The organism is Pseudomonas fluorescens NCIMB 11764 (assembly GCF_000293885.2).
In the GTDB taxonomy this organism is placed as follows: Bacteria; Pseudomonadota; Gammaproteobacteria; order Pseudomonadales; family Pseudomonadaceae; genus Aquipseudomonas; species Aquipseudomonas fluorescens_B.
This window is the reverse complement of record NZ_CP010945.1, coordinates 2,671,736-2,691,248: the sequence shown is the minus strand read 5'-3', so window position 1 is coordinate 2,691,248 and position 19,513 is coordinate 2,671,736. Positions and strand designations below refer to the sequence as shown.

Genomic DNA, 19,513 nt, shown 5'->3' with positions numbered 1-19,513 from the left:
GGGCCGCTTCGCAGCCCAGCGGGAGCAAGCTCCCTCGCCACCAAGGCGCCTAATCATTCTTCCGCGCTATGCACCACCACCAGCAACTGCGCCTTGACCTCGCCTACCGAGCGGATGCGGTGCGGTTTCTGCGCATTGAAGTGCAGCGCATCCCCCCGCTCGAGCAGCACGCGCTCGCTCATGAAATCCACTTCCACCTGCCCTTCGTGGACGAACAGAAACTCTTCCCCCAAGTGTTCCTTGAAGGTTTTGTCCGCGAATTCGAACGGCGGATAAATGATAAACGGCAACAGACTGCGCTCACTCACCTGATGCGCCAGCACCGCATAACCAGGACTTTCGTCATTGGCCGCCAACGACTGGCGCTCATGGCTGCGCACCAGGCTGTAGCTATCGAGGCTGACGCTGTCCTCGGAGAACAATTCCTCGACCTTGACGTTCAGCGCCTTAGCCAGTTTCAGCGCGGCCGCGATGGACGGCGTATTCAGCCCACGCTCGACTTTTGACAGATAGCTCTTGGTCATGCCGGATTTTTCGGCCAAGGCCTCGAGCGTCACGCCTAGTTTTTTTCTCAATAATTTCAAACGGATAGACATGGAGATCGATTAACCCATCAAGGAGGCGACGATTTGCGCTTGCCAATGACACAATGTGTCATATAGCCTCGTTAGTGTCATTTGCGTGAAACACCCGAGGACACTGATATGGCGAAGACCTTAGCACTACCCAAAGAGCAACTGGTCAAGCAAGCACTGACCCAGATGCAAAATACCCTGGCGGATAATACGTGGACCGACCGGCAAAAGCTGGCCCTGACCTGCCGTATTCTGTTCGAGAACGGTCACGACTCCGGCCTGGCCGGGCAAATCACCGCCCGCGGCCCACAACCGGGCACTTACTACACTCAACAACTGGGCCTGGGTTTCGACGAAATCACCGCCAGCAACCTTCTGCTGGTCAACGAAGACCTGGAAGTGCTTGAAGGCCACGGCATGCCCAACCCGGCCAATCGTTTCCACAGCTGGGTGTACCGCGCCCGGCCGGACGTGAACTGCATCATCCACACGCACCCGACCCACGTCGCGGCGCTGTCGATGCTGGAAGTGCCGCTGCAGATTTCCCACATGGACCTCTGCCCGCTCTACGACGATTGCGCCTTTCTCGAAGGCTGGCCGGGTGTGCCGGTCGGTAACGAAGAAGGTGAACTGATTGCCGGTGCACTCGGCGACAAACGGGCGATCCTGCTTTCCCACCACGGCCAGTTGTCGACGGGCACGACCATCGAGGAAGCCTGTGTCATCGCGCAACTGATTGAACGCGCCGCCAGGCTGCAGCTGCTGGCGATGAGCGCCGGGACCATCAAGCCGATCATTGCGGAGCTGGGTCGTGAAGCCCATGACTGGATCTCGAAACCCAAGCGCCATGGCGCCGCTTTCAACTACTACGCTCGGCAGAACCTGCGTCAACACGCCGATTGCCTGAACTGACCCCACTCACTTTGAAGAGGAGCGTCGCCATGTCGACCCCAACGATTCACGGCATCATCGGCTACACCATCACTCCGTTCACCGCCAATGGCGAAGGCGTTGATCTTGACGCGCTCGGGCGTTCCATCGACCGCCTGATCGACGGCGGCGTCCACTCGATCGCACCGCTGGGCAGCACCGGCGAAGGTGCCTACCTCAGCGATGCGGAATGGGATCAGGTCGCCGAATTCAGTATCAAGCACGTGGCCAAACGAGTGCCGACCATCGTCAGCGTGTCCGACCTGACCACCGCCAAAGCCGTGCGCCGCGCACGGTTTGCCGAAGCCCACGGCGCCGATGTGGTGATGGTACTGCCGACGTCCTACTGGAAACTCAGCGAAGCGGAAATCCTCGCCCACTACCGCGCCATCAGCGACAGCATCGGCGTACCGATCATGCTCTACAACAACCCGGCCACCAGCGGCACCGACATGTCGGTGGACCTGATCCTGCGCATCGTCAACACCGTGGATAACGTGACCATGGTCAAGGAGAGCACCGGCGACATCCAGCGCATGCACCAACTGCAACGGCTCGGCGAAGGTCAGGTGCCGTTCTACAACGGCTGCAATCCGCTGGCGCTGGAAGCCTTCGCGGCAGGTGCGAAGGGCTGGTGCACGGCGGCGCCGAACCTGATTCCGCAGCTCAACCTGGAGCTGTATGAAGCGGTCCTGGCCAACGATTTGAGCACGGCGCGTGACCTGTTCTATCGCCAGTTGCCGCTGCTGGATTTCATTTTGAAAGGTGGGTTGCCGGCGACCATCAAGGCCGGCTTGCGCGCGACCGGGCTGGAGGCGGGTGATCCGCGGTTGCCGGTGTTTGCGCTCGGTGAGGCTGGGCTTGGTCAGCTTCAAGGCTTGTTGAAAGCATTGCGCTGATCCCCGGGCACACACAAAAACCAATGTGGGAGCAAGCCTGCCAGCGATAGCGGCCTGACACTCAACATCTTCGTCGAATGTTAAGCAGACATCGCTAGCAGGCTAGCTGTGTAAACCCACCACGTTGTTCACGGATGCTATTCGGCTAATTGGTGGCAAATAACTCAGGCTGGCATGCGGGCGATGCCAGTTGTACTCGTGCAACCACGACGTCAGGTAGGTCGCACGTTGGTCTGAGCTTTCGTAACTTCTGGCGTAGGCCCATTCGCGCAGAGCGGTTTGGATAAATCGCTCTGCCTTGCCATTCGTTCGTGGCGTGTAAGGTTTGGTATAGATGTGTTTAAGCCCCAGCCGCCGACATAGACGCTTGAAACGTCCGGACTTGTAGCAAGGGCCGTTATCGGTCATTACCCGCTCGAAGCAAACGCCAAGGCTTGCGTAGTAGCGCAGGGCCCGGATCAGCGCGAGGCAGGCGCTACGCCCACTTTGGTCTGCGTACAAACCGCTGTGTGCCACTCGACTGTTATCGTCGATGGCAACATGGGCGTATTCCCAACCGACATGGTAAGAGCGGCCTTTTAGGCGGTCTCGCGTCACTCGATGACCTGGTTTGTTAAAACGCCCCAGCTTCTTGATGTCCAGGTGAAGCAGACCTCCGGGCTGAGAGTATTCGTAGCGAATCACTGGCGGTGGCGGTTCCAGGTATGCCAAACGGTTGAGGCCGTTACGGCTCAATAACCTGCCCACAGTGCTGTGTCCCACCTTCAAGTCCTGGCTGATTTGGCGATAGGTTTTTCGCTGGCGACGTAGCTCAAGCACTTGTTCCTGGCGCATCTCAGGAAGCGCGTGCGGACAGAACTTGGGCCGGGACGAACGATCCTGCAGTCCTTCCTCGCCTTCAGCTCGATAGCGATTAAGCCACTTGTAGGCAGTGCGAACACTGACTCCTTGAGACTGAGCTACCTCAACAGGTCTCAGGCCTTCCTTAAGGATTCGTTGAACAAGAAGGGCTCGACCGGAAACGGTTAATCGGGCATTTTTATGAGCGTTCACTCGGGGCCTCCGGGTGCTTGGTTTGGTTCGCACCTCCAATTTCCCGGAAAAGCCCCGAGTGAACAACCTACAGAGAGATCACAGCTAGCTCCCACAGTGGATTTGCATTGGGTTTGAAGGGTGCGATCAGAGCACCGGCAAGGTCTTGTCCTTGATCACCGTCGTCGGGCCGTTGGCCTTCACGCTCGCGATGCCTTTGTCCCGGGCGGCATCAGAGGAATAGGTTTCGCTGTTGCCGATAATTTCGTGATTGCCAGCCTTGAGGTTGAAGTACGGCTGACCGTCCTTGGTGGTCTTTTTCTCATAGCGCTCATCCAGCGGGCTGTTCTTCTGCACCGAGGCTATGCCGCCTTCGGCGGCGCTGCGAGTGGTGTAGTGCTCGCTGTTCAGAATGGTTTCGGCATTCGCCGCTTTCAGCACGAAGCGAAACTGGCCGTTGCTGGTTTTGCTTAACTCATACCATCCAGACATGCTCTTTCTCCTTGGCGATTGAGAGGTTTCGCGCTTCAGAGTAAAGACCAGCCCTGTATTTTTGTCGCCTGTACGGCCCCCTTCGCGAGCAAGCCCGCTCCCATATTTGGAATGCGATCAAATGTGGGAGTGGGCTTGCTCGCGAATGTGGCAACACGGTTTGTGCTACTTCGCAGCCGTCCGCACCACCGACAACTCCGGCGCCTGCACGCGCCGCTGACTCAAATACCGCGTGCAACTCACCCGCAGGAAGGAGGCGAAATTAACCACTTCGCCGCGGTAGTCCATCACCTCTTCATACAGTTTGGTGATCAACTGGTTGGTGGTCATGCCATCGACCTCGGCGATTTCGCTGAGGATGTCCCAGAACTGATTCTCCAGCCGCAGGGTGGTGACCACCCCGCAGATGCGCAGCGAGCGGGAGCGCGATTCGTAGAGAATCGGATCGGCTTTGACGTAGAGCTCGCACATGGAATCGTCCCTCGTTACAGCGTGATTTTGGTGCCCAGCAAGCCGAGGAAACCGGCGAGCCAGCTCGGGTGGGCCGGCCAGGCCGGAGCAGTAGCCAGATTGCCTTGAACGTGACCTTCCGTCACCGGGATATCGATGAACGTGCCGCCCGCCAGGCGCACTTCCGGCGCGCAGGCCGGATAGGCGCTGCACTCGCGACCTTCAAGGACACCTGCCGCTGCCAGCAATTGTGCACCGTGACACACGGCGGCGATCGGCTTGCCGGCCTTGTCGAAGGCGCGCACCAGATCCAGGACTTTTTCGTTCAGGCGCAAGTATTCCGGGGCACGACCGCCGGGGATCAGCAGCGCGTCGTAGTCGGCTTCGGCGACCTTGGCAAAATCGAAGTTCAGGGCAAACCGGTGGCCGGGTTTTTCGCTGTAGGTCTGGTCGCCTTCGAAGTCATGGATCGCCGTGCGCACGGTCTGGCCGGCGGATTTGTCCGGGCAGACGGCGTGCACCGTGTGACCGACCATCAGCAAGGCCTGGAATGGCACCATCACTTCATAGTCTTCGACGTAATCGCCGACCAGCATCAGGATTTTCTTGGCAGCCATGGGGAGGACTCCTCTGGGAAATGCGTAGGAGTATTCAAGGTAGTCCTTATCCGTGAGAGTGGGTAATAACCAGCTACTACGAACAATGAGCTTTTGTGGCGAGGGAGCTTGCTCCCTCACCACCGGGATTACTCGCAACTGTACGGATAACTCTGCGCCCAGCTGTAACAGAGCTATCCCTGAGGTTTGTGGCTAGATGAAGCCATCTCCCATCACCCTGAATTCCGGTCCCCATCATGTCCTCGCGCGAAAACACCGGCATGGCCCTCGGCCTGCTTGGCGTTGTGATTTTCAGCCTCACTCTGCCCTTCACACGGATCGTCGTGCAGGAACTCCATCCGCTGCTCAACGGCTTGGGTCGTGCGCTGTTCGCGGCCATTCCGGCCGCGATATTGTTACTGTGGCGCCGGGAAAAATGGCCAACCTGGAAACAGGTCAAAGGCCTGGCACTGGTGATCGCCGGGGTGATCCTCGGTTTCCCGGTGCTCTCGGCCTGGGCGATGCAAACGTTGCCTGCGTCCCACGGCGCTTTGGTCAATGGCCTGCAACCGCTGTGCGTGGCGTTGTACGCCGCGTGGTTGTCCCACGAACGACCGTCGAAAGCCTTCTGGGCCTGTGCCGCGCTGGGCAGCGCGCTGGTGCTGGGTTACGCGTTGATCAGCGGCGCCGGCAGCATTCAGGCCGGTGATTTGCTGATGCTCGGCGCGATTGCCGTGGGCGGTCTGGGTTATGCCGAAGGTGGCCGCTTGGCCAAGGAAATGGGCGGCTGGCAGGTGATCTGCTGGGCGCTGGTGCTGTCGACACCGCTGTTGATCGGGCCGGTGGTGTACTTGGCGCTGCAACACCAGGGCGAGATTTCGGCCAAGACCTGGTGGGCGTTTGGTTACGTCTCGCTGTTCTCGCAGTTCATCGGTTTCTTTGCCTGGTACGCCGGTTTGGCGATGGGCGGCATTGCCCGGGTCAGTCAGATTCAGTTGTTACAGATTTTCTTCACCATCGCGTTCTCGGCGTTGTTCTTTGGTGAACACATCGAGCCGATCACCTGGCTGTTTGCTGCCGGGGTGATCGTGACGGTGATGCTCGGACGCAAGACCGCTGTGCGCCCGGCGCAACCGGGCACGTTACCGGCCGGGGTTCAGCTCAAATAGCCGTCGGCCCGCAGCAAGGTTTCGAGGCAATGTTCGCTGATGTGGTAGAAATCCTTCAGCTCCTGAATCTTCACCAACAGCTGGGCCGGGTCCACCGGCTCGGCGCGTTTGACCGCCAGGATCATCTTGTTCTTGTTGGTGTGGTCCAGTGAGATGAACTCGAACACCTTGGTTTCATAACCGCAGGCTTCGAGGAACAGCGCTCGCAAACTGTCGGTGACCATTTCCGCTTGCTGGCCCAGGTGCAGTCCGTATTGCAGCATCGGCTTGAGCAGCGCCGGGCTCTGGATTTGCAGGCGGATCTGCTTGTGGCAGCACGGCGAGCACATGATGATCGACGCGCCGGAGCGGATGCCCGTGTGGATCGCATAGTCCGTGGCAATGTCGCAGGCGTGCAGCGCGATCATCACGTCCAGCTCGCTCGGTGCGACGCTGCGCACGTCACCGCACTTGAACACCAGGCCCGGATGCTCCAGTTTCGCGGCGGCGGCGTTGCACAGCGTGACCATCTCTTCACGCAGCTCGACGCCGGTCACTTCGCCTTCGGCGTTCAAGGTGTTGCGCAGGTAATCGTGGATCGCGAACGTCAGGTAACCCTTGCCCGAACCGAAATCCGCGACCCGCACCGGTTTGTCCAGCGCCAGCGGCGAGGTGGTCAGCGCATGGCTGAAGACTTCGATGAACTTGTTGATCTGCTTCCACTTGCGCGACATCGCCGGGATCAGCTCGTGCTTGCTGTTCGTCACACCGAGGTCGGTGAGAAACGGCCGGCTCAGGTCGAGAAAGCGATTCTTCTCGCGGTTGTGCTCGGCAGACGGCACTTCGCGCAATTGCTGAGGTTTGCTCTTGAACAGCGAAGACTTGCCCTTTTTGCTGTATTCGAGCTGGGCTTCGTCGGTCAGCGACAACAAATGCGCATTTTTGAACGAGGCCGGCAATAACGCGGCGATGGTCGCCACGCCTTCGACCAGCGGCAGGTTCTTGGTGATGTCGCGGGTCTTGTAGCGGTAGACGAAGGACAGGCAGGGCTGATCCTTGACGGTCAGTTGCTTGATGATCAGCCGTTGCAGATCCGCTTCGGTGCCGACGTACTTGGCCAGCACCAGCTTGATGAAGGCGTTGGCGTCGAGGCTGGTTTGCAGCAGGTCGATGAACTGGGCGTGGTGATCCGGCGCGAGGCTGGCGGGAGTGGCGATGACGGACATGAAAAAAACGGCCTCGGGCGGAGCGAATCGGGAATGGCGGGTATTTTAGGGGGGATGGCCGTTCGGGACACGCAGTTATTTACCGAACGGTGCGAATCCTGAGCGAGTCGAGTCCCCTGTGGCGAGGGAGCTTGCTCCCGCTGGGTCGCGAAGCGGCCCCATTCGATTCATCAGTCAGACCGAGTTCTCAGGTTTTACGACTGCTTTGCAGCCGAGCGGGAGCAAGCTCCCTCGCCACAAAAGCCCGCTCACCACAGAAGGTGTATCAGCCCAACACCACCAACCGATTCGGCAACTCATTCCTCACATGCGTCACCGGCACGTGCACCTTGAGCAATTCGCCACACGCTTCGACACACGTCACAAACCCCTGCAACGTCTGCCCCTGCTTCACCTGCTGGGTGAACGCCGCCACAATCGCGTCCCAGTTCTTGTTGTCCAGCCGTTTGGAAATCCCTTCATCCACCAGGATTTCCACATAACGCTCGGCCTCGCAAACGAAAATCAGCATGCCCGTGCTGCCCACGGTGTGGTGCAGGTTCTGCTCCAGAAACTGCCGACGCGCCAGGTTCGAGGCGCGCCAGTGTCGTACGGAGCGCGGGATCAAATGGGTGGTGACTTTCGGAATACGGAACACCAGGCACAACACGATGAAGGTGACCCATTGCACCAGCAGCAGGCTGTGCATGGTCAGCCATCCGGTCAGGTAATGCACGACACCCGGCATCACCAGCGCCAGCAAGCTGGCCCATAGCAGCGGGATGTACGCATAGTCGTCGGCGCGGGCCGCGAGCACGGTCACCAGTTCGGCGTCGGTGTCGCGCTCGACCCGGGCAATTGCCTCGGCGACTTTGCGTTGTTCGTGTTCAGTCAGTAGTGCCATTTTACGAATGCCCGTTCATTGTTGTTATCACCAGCCGCCCGACGAACCGCCGCCCCCGAAACTGCCCCCACCGCCGCTGAAGCCCCCGCCTCCACCGCCGCCGCCAAATCCACCACCGCCGAAACCACCACTCGAGCCGCCCGAGCCACCTCGGCCAGCCGGCAGGATCCCGAACATCTGCAAGACGAATATCGTCAGGATGAACAGCAACACCAGGAACACAAACACCCCGGGATGCCGCGAAACGAAGTCACTCTCCTGATTGCCGCCGGAGTCGTACACCGTCGACGGCTCATCCAGCGGACTGCCTCCCAGTACCACCAGCATCGCCGCGACCCCGTCGCTGATACCCTTGCTGAAGTTGCCGGTCTTGAATGCCGGGGTGATCACCTGGTTGATGATCACCGAACTCTGCGCATCGGTCAGGCGATCTTCCAGGCCATAACCGACTTCGATCCGCAACCGGCGCTCGTCGCGAGCGACGATCAGCAGCGCACCGTTGTTCTTGTCCTTCTGCCCGATGCCCCAGTGGCGACCGAGCTGATAGCCGAAGTCTGCAATGTCAGTGCCCTGCAGGTCCGGCAACGTCACCACCACCAATTGTTCACCGGTGGCTTTTTCATGGGCGTTGAGCTGTTGCGTCAACTGCTCGCGCACTGAGGGTTCAATCAATTGGGCGTTATCCACCACCCGCCCGGTCAGCTCCGGAAATTTCAGCTCGGCTTGCGCCGTGGCGACAAACACCCAAAGCAACAGCGCCAGGCCCACTTTCAACAAACGCATTGGCAACCTCATCCGTGGTAATGCATCAGGCCGGTCAGAACTTCACTTCCGGTGCTTTCTCGGCACCGGGGCTGGTGGCTTCGAAGGTTTCACGAATCGGCAGGTCGCTGTACATCACGGTGTGCCACAAGCGCCCCGGGAAAGTACGGATTTCGGTGTTGTACTTCTGCACCGCGAGGATGAAATCACGACGCGCCACGGCGATGCGATTCTCGGTGCCTTCCAGTTGCGATTGCAACGCGAGGAAATTCTGGTTGGCCTTGAGGTCCGGATAGCGCTCGGACACCACCATCAGTCGACTCAAGGCGCCGGTCAGCTGATCCTGCGCTTGCTGGAACTGCTTGAGCTTCTCGGGATTGTCGAGGGTGCTGGCATCCACCTGGATCGACGTGGCCTTGGCCCGGGCTTCGATCACCGCGGTCAGGGTTTCCTCTTCATGCTTGGCGTAGCCCTTGACGGTTTCCACCAGGTTGGGGATCAGGTCGGCGCGACGCTGATACTGGTTCTGCACCTGGCCCCAGGCGGCCTTGGCCTGTTCGTCGAGGGTCGGAATGTTGTTGATGCCGCAACCGGCCAGCAACGTGGTCAGCAACATCAAGGCTGCGATCCGCAGGCTTGACCGAGTGTGGTGTCGTACATTCATCTGGTTTGACGCTCCCTTGTACATTCCGTTGAAAAAACAACCAGCGACCTTCTGGACCGCCTCTTGGGGCATAATCTGCCGCCGCCACTGGATTGCATCGAGCCAATGGGCTAAAAGATGCCCCAGCGCAAAGACACGCAGAAGTGTGCTGCATTTACCTGAACAACAATAGTCGCTCCCTAAATTTTGGCTGACCGGCGCGTATTCCCCGCCGTTTAGGCTTTAGAGAAAACCATTCATGAAGAAGCTGTGTTTGCTGGGCCTGTTCGTCAGCCTGGCCAGTCATAACGTATTGGCCGCCACGACCCCCGCACCCCTGGAGAACAAGGACGCCTTCATCAGCAACCTGATGAAGCAAATGACCCTCGATGAAAAAATCGGCCAGTTGCGCCTGATCAGCATCGGCCCGGAAATGCCTCGGGAGATGATCCGCAAGGAAATCGCCGCTGGCAACATCGGCGGCACGTTCAACTCCATCACCCGCCCGGAAAACCGTCCGATGCAGGACGCGGCCATGCGCAGCCGGTTGAAGATCCCGATGTTCTTCGCCTATGACGTGATCCACGGCCATCGCACCATTTTCCCGATCCCGATTGCGCTGGCGTCGAGCTGGGACATGGACGCCATCGGCCTGTCCGGGCGCATCGCCGCCAAGGAAGCCGCGGCGGACAGCCTCGACATCACCTTCGCGCCAATGGTCGACATCTCCCGCGACCCGCGTTGGGGTCGGACTTCCGAAGGCTTCGGCGAAGACACTTATCTGGTGTCGCGCATCGCCGGCGTGATGGTCAAGGCTTTTCAGGGCACTGGCGCGAACGCAGCCGACAGCATCATGGCCAGCGTCAAGCACTTTGCCTTGTACGGCGCGGTCGAGGGTGGTCGTGACTACAACGTCGTCGACATGAGCCCGGTCAAGATGTACCAGGACTACCTGCCGCCGTACCGCGCGGCGATTGACGCCGGTGCCGGCGGCGTGATGGTCGCGTTGAACTCGATCAATGGCGTACCCGCCACGGCCAACACCTGGCTGATGAACGACTTGCTGCGCAAGGAATGGGGCTTCAAGGGCCTGGCAGTCAGCGACCATGGGGCGATTTTCGAGCTGATCAAGCACGGCGTCGCTCGTGATGGTCGTGAAGCCGCGAAGCTGGCGATCAAGGCTGGCATCGACATGAGCATGAACGACACCCTGTACGGCAAAGAGCTGCCGGGGCTGTTGAAGGCGGGCGAGATCGAACAGAAAGACATCGATAACGCCGTCCGCGAAGTGCTCGCAGCCAAGTACGACATGGGCCTGTTCAAGGACCCGTACCTGCGCATCGGCAAGGCAGAGGATGATCCGGCCGACACTTACGCCGACAGCCGCCTGCACCGTGCCGAGGCCCGCGACGTTGCGCGCCGCAGCCTGGTGCTGCTGAAGAACCATGGCGAAACCCTGCCGCTGAAGAAAACCGCGAAAATCATGCTGGTCGGTCCGCTGGCCAAAGCACCGATCGACATGATGGGCAGTTGGGCTGCCGCTGGCCGTCCGGCTCAATCGGTCACTCTGTTTGACGGCATGACCCGCGCGCTGGGCGATAAATCGACGCTGATCTACGCCCGTGGCGCCAACATCACCAGCGACAAGAAGGTCCTGGATTACCTGAACTTCCTCAACTTCGACGCCCCGGAAGTGGTGGACGATCCGCGTTCGGCGCAAGTGCTGATCGACGAAGCAGTGAAAGCCGCCAAGGATGCCGATGTGGTGGTGGCAGCGGTGGGCGAGTCCCGTGGCATGTCCCACGAATCGTCGAGCCGCACCGATATCAACATCCCGGCCAACCAGCGCGATCTGATCAAGGCGTTGAAAGCCACCGGCAAGCCGCTGGTGCTGGTGTTGATGAACGGCCGTCCGCTGTCGATTCTCGAAGAGAAAGACCAGGCGGACGCAATCCTGGAAACATGGTTCAGCGGCACCGAAGGCGGCAACGCCATCGCCGATGTGCTGTTCGGCGACTACAACCCGTCGGGCAAACTGCCGATCACCTTCCCGCGTTCGGTGGGCCAGATTCCGACCTACTACAACCACCTGAGCATTGGCCGGCCATTCACACCGGGCAAACCGGGCAACTACACCTCGCAGTATTTCGATGACACCACCGGTCCCCTGTTCCCGTTCGGCTTCGGTCTGAGCTACACCGATTTCAGCCTGACCGACATGGCCCTGTCATCGACCACGCTGAACAAGACCGGCAAGCTCGACGCCAGCGTCATGGTGAAAAACACCGGCAAGCGTGATGGCGAAACCGTGGTGCAGTTGTACATCCAGGACGTCACCGGCTCGATGATCCGGCCGATCAAGGAACTGAAGAACTTCCAGAAAATCACGCTCAAGGCCGGTGAGCAGAAAGTCGTGCACTTCACCATCACCGAGGATGACCTGAAGTTCTTCAATGCCCAGCTCAAGTACGCGGCGGAGCCAGGCAAGTTCAACGTGCAGATCGGCCTGGACTCCCAGGACGTGACGCAGCAGAGTTTTGAATTGCTGTAATTATTCAAACACCACAAAAACCTGTGGGAGCGAGCCTGCTCGCGATGGCGGCCTGACAGTCAACAATGATGTTGAATGTTATGGCCTCATCGCGAGCAGACTCGCTCCCACAGTGGTTTTGGGGTGTTGAGGAGACTGGGTTCAGCCCCGTCGATCCAGCAGATTCACCACCAACCGATCCACCCATCCCCACACCCTCTGCTTCACACGTCGCCACAACGGTCGGCGTTTCCATGCTTCCAGGCTCACCTCCTGGCTCAACGCAAAGTCCCGTTCGAAACTCGCCGCCACCGCCCGCGTCAACCCGGGGTCCAGTGCTTCAAGGTTGGCTTCCAGGTTGAAACGCAGATTCCAGTGATCGAAATTGCACGAACCAATGCTCACCCAGTCATCGACCAGCACCATTTTCAGGTGCAGGAAACACGGCTGGTATTCGAAAATCTGCACCCCGGCCTTGAGCAATCGCGGGTAGTAGCGATGCCCGGCGTAGCGCACCGAGGGGTGATCGGTGCGCGGCCCGGTCAGCAGCAAACGTACATCAACGCCTCGACCGGCGGCCCGACGCAACGAGCGGCGGACTTTCCACGTCGGCAGAAAGTACGGTGTGGCCAGCCAGATTCGCTTTTGTCCGCTGTTCAGCGCACGAACCAGCGATTGCAAAATGTCGCGGTGCTGACGGGCGTCGGCATACGCCACCCGGCCCATGCCCTCGCCTGTGGACGGCACGCGCGGCAATCGTGGCAGGCCGAAATGCGCAGCAGGTTTCCAAGCGCGGCGGTGGCGGTTGGCGATCCATTGGCGGTCGAACAGCAACTGCCAGTCGATGACCAGAGGGCCGGTAATTTCCACCATCACCTCATGCCATTCGCTGGTGTCTTCGCCTGGCGTCCAGAACTCATCGGTGACACCGGTGCCACCGACCACCGCCATGCTCTGATCGACCAGCAACAGTTTGCGATGATCGCGATAGAAATTGCCGACCCAGCGCCGCCAGCTCAGGCGATTGTAGAAACGCAGCTCCACGCCCGCCGCCATCAGCCGCTGACGCAAGGTCAGGGTAAACGCGAGGCTGCCATAATCATCGAACAGGCAGCGCACACGAACTCCCCGCTCGGCGGCCTGGACCAATGCCTGAACCATGGCCTCGGCACAGGCGCCCGCCTCCACCAGGTACAGCTCCAGTTCGACTTGTTCCTCTGCGCGAGCGATGGCGACCAGCATGCGCGGGAAAAACTGCGGACCGTCGATCAGCAGCTCGAAGCTGTTGCCTTCACGCCAGGGAAAAATCGCGCCGGCCATGTCAGCGCGCCGTGAAAATCAGTACCGCACCCACCGGCACCGACAGACTGATCGCCGACAAACCGGCGAGCTTGCGCAAACTGTCCAGCCCTGGCGCCAGATCGAAATCCGCGGCGTTGATCACCAGCGGTTCGAGCGTCACCACCTGAAAGCGCCGGTCATCGAGACGGGTCGCCAGCAGTTCGGCGTTGTAGTCGTGTTGTTTGCCATGGAGATTGACGGTCACCGGCAAACGCAATTCGAGTTGCGCACCGGGCGCGAGGTCGTTGATCGGGCGCAGATCAATCTGCGCGGTGATCAAGGCTTCGGGGAAGGTCTGGATCTCGAACAGTTCCTTGCGCATGCGTTCGTCACGCAAAGGGATGCCGCTGTTCACCGATTCCAGCTCGACTTCCACCTCGGCCAGGCCTTTGGGACTGACCTTGCCATGCAGCACCAGAAAGCGCTGCACTTCGGAAATGTTGGCGTTTTTGGTGCTGACGAACGACAGCCGTGAAGACTCGCCGTCCAGGTACCAATTGGCCTGGGCCGAGAGTGTGGCTCCGGTCAGCAGCACAAAGGCCAGGGTTTGGATAAGGGACCGCTTGAACATAAAGACTCGTGGGGAAATAAACCTGCACGAACCTTAACCGCCCGTGAGCGCATTGCAAACCGCGAAGATCAAAAGATCGCAGCCTGCGGCAGCTCCTACAAGATCGGGTTACATCACTGTTTGCATGGGTGGACACACAATCCCTGTAAGAGCTGCCGCAGACTGCGATCTGATCAAGGCATCAACCGACAGCCCTGGCGTTCGCCGACCCACTCGGCGCTGTTGCTGCGCCCCATCCCGCTGACGGTAATTCGTTTTCTGGCGGGGTCATCGGTAAAGCTGCTGGTAGGCAGCCACTGTTTGACATAGCCATGGCAATACTCGACGTCGTTATTCATCACATAGCGGCACGAGCAGTATTCCTTTGCGGTGTAGGCGCTGATGATGTCCGGGAACGCCCACAGCGCCACCCGTTCCTGCCAGATCCAGCCGAGCAAGGCGATCAGCAGGATCAACCCCAGCGAGCTGAACGGTCGGCGGCGGACAAAAGGGCGGCGATTCATGGCTGCACCTTCCCGGCGAATGCCAGGCGCGCGAGTCTGAGCAGTTCGTTGTGTCGATAACTGCCGTCGCGATCATCGCCGTAACGCACGATCACCAGGTGCTCACTGGGGATCACGTACATCGCCTGGCCCCAATGCCCGAGTGCGGCGAAGGTGTCGGCGGGGGCATCGGGCCAGGGTTGTGCGGCACCCTCCGCGGCACGATTGAGCCACCAATGACCGCCCGGCACCGCCTCGTCCTGATGGGCTCGATAGCGGTCGAAAGGCTGGAGGTTGAAGGCGACCCAATCCTTGGGCAGCAATTGCCGGTCGCCCCAACGACCGTCGCGAGCCATCAACAGGCCGACTCGCGCCAAGTCGCGCGCGGTGAGGTAGGCGTATGACGAGGCGACGAAAGTACCCGTGGCGTCAGTTTCCCAAACGGCGTGGCGAATGCCCAAGGGTTCGAACAGCGCAGTCCATGGATAGTCGGCATACCGGGCCGGGCCGACGATGTTTTTCAGCGCGGCGGCCAGCAGATTGCTGTCGCCACTGGAATACCGAAAGGTCTGGCCGGGTTGCGCATACTCGGCGTGATCGGCCGTGAATGCGGCCATATCGCGATGACCGCGGGTGTAAAGCATCGCCACCACCGACGACTTCAGCGGGGCGTATTCGTAGTCTTCCTGCCAGTCCAGGCCGGAGGCCCAGTGCAGCAGATCGGCCAGGGTGATTGCCGGGTGGTTTGTCAGCGCCGGATAGTATTTCAGCACCGGGTCCTGGAGCCTGAACAGGCCTTCGCCATAGGCCACGCCGAGGACCGCGGCCATCAGGCTTTTGCTGACCGACCAGGTCAGGTGCGGCGTCTCGGCAGTGGTCGGGCCGGCGTAGCGTTCGTAAATCAACTGGCCGTCGCGGATCACCAGCAAGGCGTCAGTGCGGATACCTTTTCGGTCGCTCTCGTCGCGGGGTGGGAAGGCGTAGGTTTCCAGGGCTTGAATGGCCGGGCCGCTGAGGGCCGGGCCGGTGGACCATTGCTCGGCGGGCCAGTTTTCGGCCTGGGCTGTGAGACTTAGCAGCATGAACAGCAGGGGCAAGCCTTTGAACATGGAGGGGGCTCGAAAAGTTGAACCTGCTGAGCCTAGTCGAGGTTGATGACAGTTTTGAAGCTTGTGTTGACCGTGCCGCCCGCCATCGCGGTCAATTCAGCGAATATCCGGCAAGTGCCTTGGCCAACCGCTTCCCCCGTGCCCCCGCCGCCAGATCCATCACCGCCTGATCCCGCTGCCACATCACCGCCCACTCCGGCGGTCCATCGGCCAACGCTTGATTCACTTCAACCTTCAACCCCTCAAACTGCGCAAACAACCCGCCCAACAACACATGCCCGGCCGGGTTGTTCGGCGCCTGCCGGCTGACTTCCGCGCACCCGGCCAACAGCGCCAGCAAACGCAATGACAAGCCCTGCGGCCAGTCACTGTCCTGACCCACCCCATACAACCACGCCGTCATGGCGCTCAGCACATAGACATCTTCCAGCGTCCGGAACGGTTTGACGTACGCGTCCCAGCCATCCCCCGCCAGCAATTCACACAAGGCGCTCTCGAGAAACAACCGACCGTGGCTGATGTCCGGCATCAGCGGGATCGCCGGGAGCTTTTCCACCCGCACACCCGGTTCGCCGGGATAAACGACGGCCAGGCTCAAGCGCGGAGCCTCGCCGGGTCCTTCACTGCGGGCGGCAATCAATAGCCAGTCCGCGGCATCGCCGGCGGTGACGAAATCCTTGCGCCCGCTCAGGCGCAGGTCAGTCAGACGTGTCTGCATGTCCGCCACCCGCAGGCTGCGCTGTTCGGTCGCGCACAACGCGCCGAGGCTAGGCGGCGCGCTCGGCCAGAGCATGCGCAACGCCGCCTGATAACCCACCAGAAAGGCCAGCCCCGGTGTTGCCATCAGACGTCCACCAACCACCGCCAGCTCGAACGGCGAGACCGCGCCCAACTGCTGCAACAAGGTCGCGAAACCCTCTGCGAGGTCCGGGTTGGCGGGCAAGCGATCGCGACGTTTCAACAGGGTTTGCCAGGGCATAAGAGGCTCCTCATGGGCTGTCATATAAGCATCACCAAAGCTTCATGGCGATGACACCGGGGCTACATAGCCTGACTTTGCACAACACGGCCGCATAAAGAAAGTCGATCGGCTCTAACCCAAGACGGGTGACCAGCCCGCACGGAGATTCGCAATGACTCAGATCGCCCGCATCAGCGACACCGGCAACGAACGCCGCCTGCAAGCCGAACGCCTGGTGGGCGCCGAGGCCTTGCAGGAAGCCCAGGCTTTGCGCTTCAACGTGTTCAGCGGCGAGTTCAACGCCAAGCTGAAGGGCGCGGAACTGGGTCTGGACATGGATGACTATGATGTTCACTGCGCCCATATCGGCGTGCGTGACCTGAACACCGGACGCCTGGTGGCAACCACTCGCTTGCTCGACCACACCGCCGCCAGCAGCCTGGGCAGGTTTTACAGCGAAGAAGAATTCAGCCTGCACGGCCTGGTCCACCTCAAAGGCCCGATCCTTGAAATCGGTCGCACCTGCGTCGACCCGGCCTACCGCAACGGCGGCACCATCGCCGTGCTTTGGGGTGAACTGGCCGAAGTCCTGAACCAGGGCGGCTACAGCTATTTGATGGGTTGCGCGAGCATCCCGATGCAGGACGGCGGCATCCAGGCCCACGCGATCATGCAGCGTCTGCGCGAACGTTACCTGTGCACCGAAAACCTGCGCGCCGAACCGAAAAAACCGCTGCCTGTTTTAGACATCCCCTCCAACGTCATCGCGGAAATGCCGCCGCTGCTCAAGGCCTACATGCGCCTCGGTGCGAAGATCTGCGGCGAGCCGTGCTGGGATGAAGATTTCCAGGTGGCCGACGTGTTCATCCTGCTCAAGCGCGACGAACTCTGCCCGCGCTACGCCAAGCACTTCAAGGCGGCTGTGTAATGAGCCGTCTGCGGGTGTACGCGCGGATTGCGCGAGTGTTGGTGGTGGTTGCGCTGGGCTTGAGCATGGCCAGCATCTTTGGGCTGTTCGAACGCTTGGGCATCGCCCATTCGATGGTCCGCCGTCAGCGTTGGTCGCGTTTCTTCATGGCGCGGCTGGCCAATGCCCTGCCCTTTCGCGTGACCGTGCACGGTGAATTGCCGAAGGAATCGATGCTCTGGGTCAGCAACCATGTGTCCTGGACCGACATCCCGCTGCTGGGCATGCTGACGCCGCTGTCGTTTCTGTCAAAAGCCGAAGTGCGTACCTGGCCGGTAGCGGGCTGGTTGGCGGCCAAGGCTGGCAGCCTGTTTATCCGTCGTGGTTCAGGCGACAGCCAGTTGATCCGCAAACAGATGACCCGTCATCTGGAACAGGAACATGCGTTGCTGATGTTTCCGGAGGGCACCACCACCGATGGCCGTTCGTTGCGCACCTTTCATGGTCGCTTGCTGTCGGCGGCGATTGATTCGCAAGTGAAGCTGCAGCCGGTAGCGATTCGTTATCTGCGCGAGAGTCAAGTGGACTCGCTGGCACCGTTCATTGGCGACGATGATTTGCTCTCGCACCTGATGCGCTTGTTTGCCAATGATCGGGGTGAGGTGGAGATTCATCTGCTCAAGCCGATCGCTTGTGAAGGTCGCGAAAGGGCGGCGCTGGCGTTTGAAGCACAGCAGGCGGTGCAGAAGGCGTTGTTTGGGGCGATTCCGGAGAAACAGCAGGTTCCGATGCGGCCTGCCATCGCGGCCTGACGCAATTCCCCCGGAAAAACACAAATCCCCTATGGGAGCGAGCCTGCTCGCGATAGCGGTGTATCAGTCGACAACTATGTTGGATGACAGACCGCAATCGCGAGCAGGGCTTATTTTGCTGGATGTTTCTGCACAAAGAGCTGAAGTTGAGGGTAGAACAACCGAAAATCCTCGCTCAACGGCTCATACAACACCCGCAACTCCTGCATCGCCGCCGCCAACTCCTCAGGCTTGGTCAGCCGCCGCGAAATCCCCCGCAAAACCTGCTCCAGCACGTCGAACTCCCGGTAAGAACCCAACCAGTCATTTGCCATCATGTGCGGCGCGATCCTTGCCAATCGCTCCGGCAATTGCGGCTCATTGGACAGCACCCGATACACGTCGCGGGTGAACAGCGCCAGTGGCCGGTCGGCATACAGCGTCCAGTCCCGCGCCAGGCAATGGTCAAAAAACACATCGAGCACGATCCCGGCGTAACGCCGGCGGGTCAGGGAAAACCGCGACAGTGCCACATCCACCAACGGATGGCGGTCGGTAAACACGTCGATGCTGCGATGCAGCTGGATGGCCGCCTCGACCTCCGGGTCGAACTGCCCCTGCAGCCGACCCTTGACGAAATCGCCATACAGACTGCCGAGCAATTGACCGGGGCGCTGGCCACCGAGGTGAAGATGTGCGAGATAGTTCATGGGCGCAGCTTAGCACTGCCCAGGCTGGTCTTTACACTCATCGTATCGTTATAACCCGATATACCGATTTACACGGTTATCAGAGCAAAATCATATTGGCATATCGCGAACTAACGATTTAAAGTTCGGTCCATCGCGATATAGCGTTATTCACATCACGAGCCCCCACACCATGAACCTCGACCTCGACGAAATAATAAAAGCCCTGGCACACCCGGTACGGCGAGAAATCCTGCACTGGCTCAAAAACCCGGACGTCGAATTTCCCGATCAGTCTCACAGCAATGAGCACGGTGTCTGCGCCGGTCAGATCGATCAACGCTGCGGCTTGTCGCAGTCCACGGTGTCCGCTCACCTGGCGACCCTGCAACGCGCGGGCCTGATCAGCAGCCGCAAAGTCGGCCAGTGGCACTTTTTCAAACGCAACGAGGAAACCATCCAGGCATTCCTCAGCACCTTCAGCAAAGAGCTCTGA

22 protein-coding genes are annotated in these 19,513 nt (G+C 60.1%); 7 read left to right on the top strand and 15 right to left on the bottom strand.

The window, feature by feature from the left end:
* Positions 1-53: 53 nt before the first annotated feature.
* Positions 54-596, bottom strand: a complete 543-nt coding sequence (locus B723_RS12250) for a helix-turn-helix domain-containing protein (RefSeq protein ID WP_017336875.1) — start codon at positions 594-596, stop codon at positions 54-56.
* 108 nt (positions 597-704) lie between these two features.
* Between B723_RS12250 and B723_RS12245 the strand changes: the two genes are divergently transcribed.
* A complete protein-coding gene (locus tag B723_RS12245) occupies positions 705-1,487 on the top strand; it encodes an aldolase (RefSeq protein WP_017336874.1) in 783 nt (260 codons plus the stop codon).
* Between the two features lie 29 nt (positions 1,488-1,516).
* Positions 1,517-2,404: a dihydrodipicolinate synthase family protein gene (locus B723_RS12240; protein ID WP_017336873.1), complete on the top strand. Its 888-nt coding sequence runs from the start codon at positions 1,517-1,519 to the stop codon at positions 2,402-2,404.
* A 102-nt stretch (positions 2,405-2,506) separates the two neighbouring features.
* On the opposite strand, the gene B723_RS32155 is transcribed toward B723_RS12240, so the two are convergent.
* The 4 genes from B723_RS32155 to B723_RS12220 form a co-directional block, all read right to left on the bottom strand.
* A complete protein-coding gene (locus B723_RS32155) occupies positions 2,507-3,457 on the bottom strand; it encodes an IS481 family transposase (protein WP_080995117.1) in 951 nt (316 codons plus the stop codon).
* A gap of 126 nt (positions 3,458-3,583) precedes the next feature.
* A complete protein-coding gene (locus B723_RS12230) occupies positions 3,584-3,928 on the bottom strand; it encodes a YegP family protein (RefSeq protein WP_017336871.1) in 345 nt (114 codons plus the stop codon).
* A 165-nt stretch (positions 3,929-4,093) separates the two neighbouring features.
* Complete coding sequence (locus tag B723_RS12225) at positions 4,094-4,399, bottom strand: ribbon-helix-helix domain-containing protein (RefSeq protein WP_017336870.1); 306 nt, start codon at positions 4,397-4,399, stop codon at positions 4,094-4,096.
* 14 nt (positions 4,400-4,413) lie between these two features.
* A complete protein-coding gene (locus B723_RS12220) occupies positions 4,414-4,995 on the bottom strand; it encodes a DJ-1/PfpI family protein (RefSeq protein WP_017336869.1) in 582 nt (193 codons plus the stop codon).
* 236 nt (positions 4,996-5,231) lie between these two features.
* Between B723_RS12220 and B723_RS12215 the strand changes: the two genes are divergently transcribed.
* Positions 5,232-6,143, top strand: a complete 912-nt coding sequence (locus B723_RS12215; RefSeq protein ID WP_017336868.1) for a DMT family transporter — start codon at positions 5,232-5,234, stop codon at positions 6,141-6,143.
* On the opposite strand, the gene B723_RS12210 is transcribed toward B723_RS12215, so the two are convergent.
* From B723_RS12210 to B723_RS12195, 4 genes are all read right to left on the bottom strand, one after another.
* The gene (locus tag B723_RS12210) at positions 6,131-7,348 is read right to left on the bottom strand and encodes a class I SAM-dependent methyltransferase (protein ID WP_017336867.1); all 1,218 of its coding nucleotides are present in this window, start codon (positions 7,346-7,348) and stop codon (positions 6,131-6,133) included. The genes B723_RS12215 and B723_RS12210 overlap by 13 nt on opposite strands.
* Before the next feature lie 265 nt (positions 7,349-7,613).
* Positions 7,614-8,231: a TPM domain-containing protein gene (locus tag B723_RS12205; protein WP_017336866.1), complete on the bottom strand. Its 618-nt coding sequence runs from the start codon at positions 8,229-8,231 to the stop codon at positions 7,614-7,616.
* 27 nt (positions 8,232-8,258) lie between these two features.
* A complete protein-coding gene (locus B723_RS33905; RefSeq protein WP_017336865.1) occupies positions 8,259-9,014 on the bottom strand; it encodes a TPM domain-containing protein in 756 nt (251 codons plus the stop codon).
* A 34-nt stretch (positions 9,015-9,048) separates the two neighbouring features.
* A complete protein-coding gene (locus B723_RS12195; RefSeq protein ID WP_017336864.1) occupies positions 9,049-9,657 on the bottom strand; it encodes a LemA family protein in 609 nt (202 codons plus the stop codon).
* Positions 9,658-9,895: 238 nt separating this feature from the next.
* Here B723_RS12195 and bglX point away from each other — a divergent pair, with 238 nt between their 5' ends.
* Positions 9,896-12,187, top strand: coding sequence for a beta-glucosidase BglX (gene bglX / locus B723_RS12190; RefSeq protein WP_017336863.1), 2,292 nt, complete (start codon positions 9,896-9,898; stop codon positions 12,185-12,187).
* Positions 12,188-12,328: 141 nt separating this feature from the next.
* On the opposite strand, the gene B723_RS12185 is transcribed toward bglX, so the two are convergent.
* From B723_RS12185 to B723_RS12165, 5 genes are all read right to left on the bottom strand, one after another.
* Positions 12,329-13,486 carry a phospholipase D-like domain-containing protein gene (locus B723_RS12185; protein ID WP_017336862.1) on the bottom strand — a complete coding sequence of 386 codons (1,158 nt, stop codon included), beginning with the start codon at positions 13,484-13,486 and terminating at the stop codon, positions 12,329-12,331.
* 1 nt (position 13,487) lies between these two features.
* The gene (locus B723_RS12180) at positions 13,488-14,078 is read right to left on the bottom strand and encodes a YceI family protein (RefSeq protein ID WP_017336861.1); all 591 of its coding nucleotides are present in this window, start codon (positions 14,076-14,078) and stop codon (positions 13,488-13,490) included.
* Between the two features lie 173 nt (positions 14,079-14,251).
* Positions 14,252-14,581, bottom strand: coding sequence for a hypothetical protein (locus B723_RS12175; RefSeq protein WP_017336860.1), 330 nt, complete (start codon positions 14,579-14,581; stop codon positions 14,252-14,254).
* On the bottom strand, positions 14,578-15,669 hold the full coding sequence (locus tag B723_RS12170) for a serine hydrolase domain-containing protein (protein ID WP_017336859.1): 1,092 nt from the start codon (positions 15,667-15,669) through the stop codon (positions 14,578-14,580). Before B723_RS12170 ends, B723_RS12175 begins: the two co-directional genes overlap by 4 nt.
* Before the next feature lie 91 nt (positions 15,670-15,760).
* Positions 15,761-16,648 (bottom strand): acyl-CoA dehydrogenase family protein, encoded by an 888-nt coding sequence (locus B723_RS12165; protein WP_017336858.1) that lies wholly within the window; start codon positions 16,646-16,648, stop codon positions 15,761-15,763.
* A 154-nt stretch (positions 16,649-16,802) separates the two neighbouring features.
* Between B723_RS12165 and olsB the strand changes: the two genes are divergently transcribed.
* Complete coding sequence (gene olsB, locus B723_RS12160; RefSeq protein WP_017336857.1) at positions 16,803-17,558, top strand: L-ornithine N(alpha)-acyltransferase; 756 nt, start codon at positions 16,803-16,805, stop codon at positions 17,556-17,558.
* Complete coding sequence (locus B723_RS12155; protein WP_017336856.1) at positions 17,558-18,349, top strand: lysophospholipid acyltransferase family protein; 792 nt, start codon at positions 17,558-17,560, stop codon at positions 18,347-18,349. The genes olsB and B723_RS12155 overlap by 1 nt, the downstream gene beginning before the upstream one ends.
* Before the next feature lie 110 nt (positions 18,350-18,459).
* On the opposite strand, the gene B723_RS12150 is transcribed toward B723_RS12155, so the two are convergent.
* Complete coding sequence (locus B723_RS12150) at positions 18,460-19,038, bottom strand: ACP phosphodiesterase (RefSeq protein WP_017336855.1); 579 nt, start codon at positions 19,036-19,038, stop codon at positions 18,460-18,462.
* A gap of 172 nt (positions 19,039-19,210) precedes the next feature.
* Between B723_RS12150 and B723_RS12145 the strand changes: the two genes are divergently transcribed.
* A complete protein-coding gene (locus B723_RS12145; protein WP_017336854.1) occupies positions 19,211-19,513 on the top strand; it encodes an ArsR/SmtB family transcription factor in 303 nt (100 codons plus the stop codon).